This is a genomic window from Kribbella yunnanensis, from assembly GCF_039529655.1.
Lineage (GTDB): Bacteria > Actinomycetota > Actinomycetes > Propionibacteriales > Kribbellaceae > Kribbella > Kribbella yunnanensis.
The window spans coordinates 1-1,337 of record NZ_BAAANF010000043.1 but is presented as its reverse complement, the minus strand read 5'-3'; the positions used below and the strand labels follow the sequence as shown (position 1 = coordinate 1,337).

Sequence of the window (1,337 nt, the reverse complement as noted above, 5' to 3'; positions counted from 1 at the left end):
GTTACGACTTCGTCCTAATCGCCAGCCCCACCTTCGACGGCTCCCTCCCACAAGGGGTTAGGCCACCGGCTTCGGGTGTTGCCGACTTTCATGACGTGACGGGCGGTGTGTACAAGGCCCGGGAACGTATTCACCGCAGCGTTGCTGATCTGCGATTACTAGCGACTCCGACTTCATGGGGTCGAGTTGCAGACCCCAATCCGAACTGAGACCGGCTTTTTGGGATTCGCTCCACCTTGCGGTTTCGCAGCCCTTTGTACCGGCCATTGTAGCATGCGTGAAGCCCTGGACATAAGGGGCATGATGACTTGACGTCATCCCCACCTTCCTCCGAGTTGACCCCGGCAGTCTCCTATGAGTCCCCACCATAACGTGCTGGCAACATAGGACGAGGGTTGCGCTCGTTGCGGGACTTAACCCAACATCTCACGACACGAGCTGACGACAGCCATGCACCACCTGTATAGGACCCTTACGGACCCCCCATCTCTGGAGGATTTCCCTATATGTCAAACCCAGGTAAGGTTCTTCGCGTTGCATCGAATTAATCCGCATGCTCCGCCGCTTGTGCGGGCCCCCGTCAATTCCTTTGAGTTTTAGCCTTGCGGCCGTACTCCCCAGGCGGGGCGCTTAATGCGTTAGCTGCGGCACGGAGGACGTGGAATGTCCCCCACACCTAGCGCCCAACGTTTACGGCGTGGACTACCAGGGTATCTAATCCTGTTCGCTACCCACGCTTTCGCTCCTCAGCGTCAGGTAAGGCCCAGAGAGCCGCCTTCGCCACCGGTGTTCTTCCTGATATCTGCGCATTCCACCGCTACACCAGGAGTTCCGCTCTCCCCTGCCTACCTCTAGTCTGCCCGTATCGGAAGCAGGCTCGGAGTTAAGCTCCGAGTTTTCACTCCCGACGCGACGAACCGCCTACGAGCCCTTTACGCCCAATAATTCCGGACAACGCTCGGACCCTACGTATTACCGCGGCTGCTGGCACGTAGTTGGCCGGTCCTTCTTCTGCAGGTACCGTCACTTTCGCTTCGTCCCTGCTGAAAGAGGTTTACAACCCGAAGGCCGTCATCCCTCACGCGGCGTTGCTGCGTCAGACTTTCGTCCATTGCGCAATATTCCCCACTGCTGCCTCCCGTAGGAGTCTGGGCCGTGTCTCAGTCCCAGTGTGGCCGGTCGCCCTCTCAGGCCGGCTACCCGTCGACGCCTTGGTAGGCCATTACCCCACCAACAAGCTGATAGGCCGCGAGCCCATCCCCAACCGCCAGAACTTTCAACCCCACACCATGAAGCGCGAGATGATATCCGGTATTAGACCCCGTTTCCGAGGCTTA

The 1,337-nt window shown here is 58.8% G+C and carries 1 rRNA gene; it reads right to left on the bottom strand.

Annotation, left to right across the window (positions count from 1 at the left end):
• Window positions 1–1,337 (bottom strand): 16S ribosomal RNA (locus ABD231_RS42025); the annotation flags it as partial.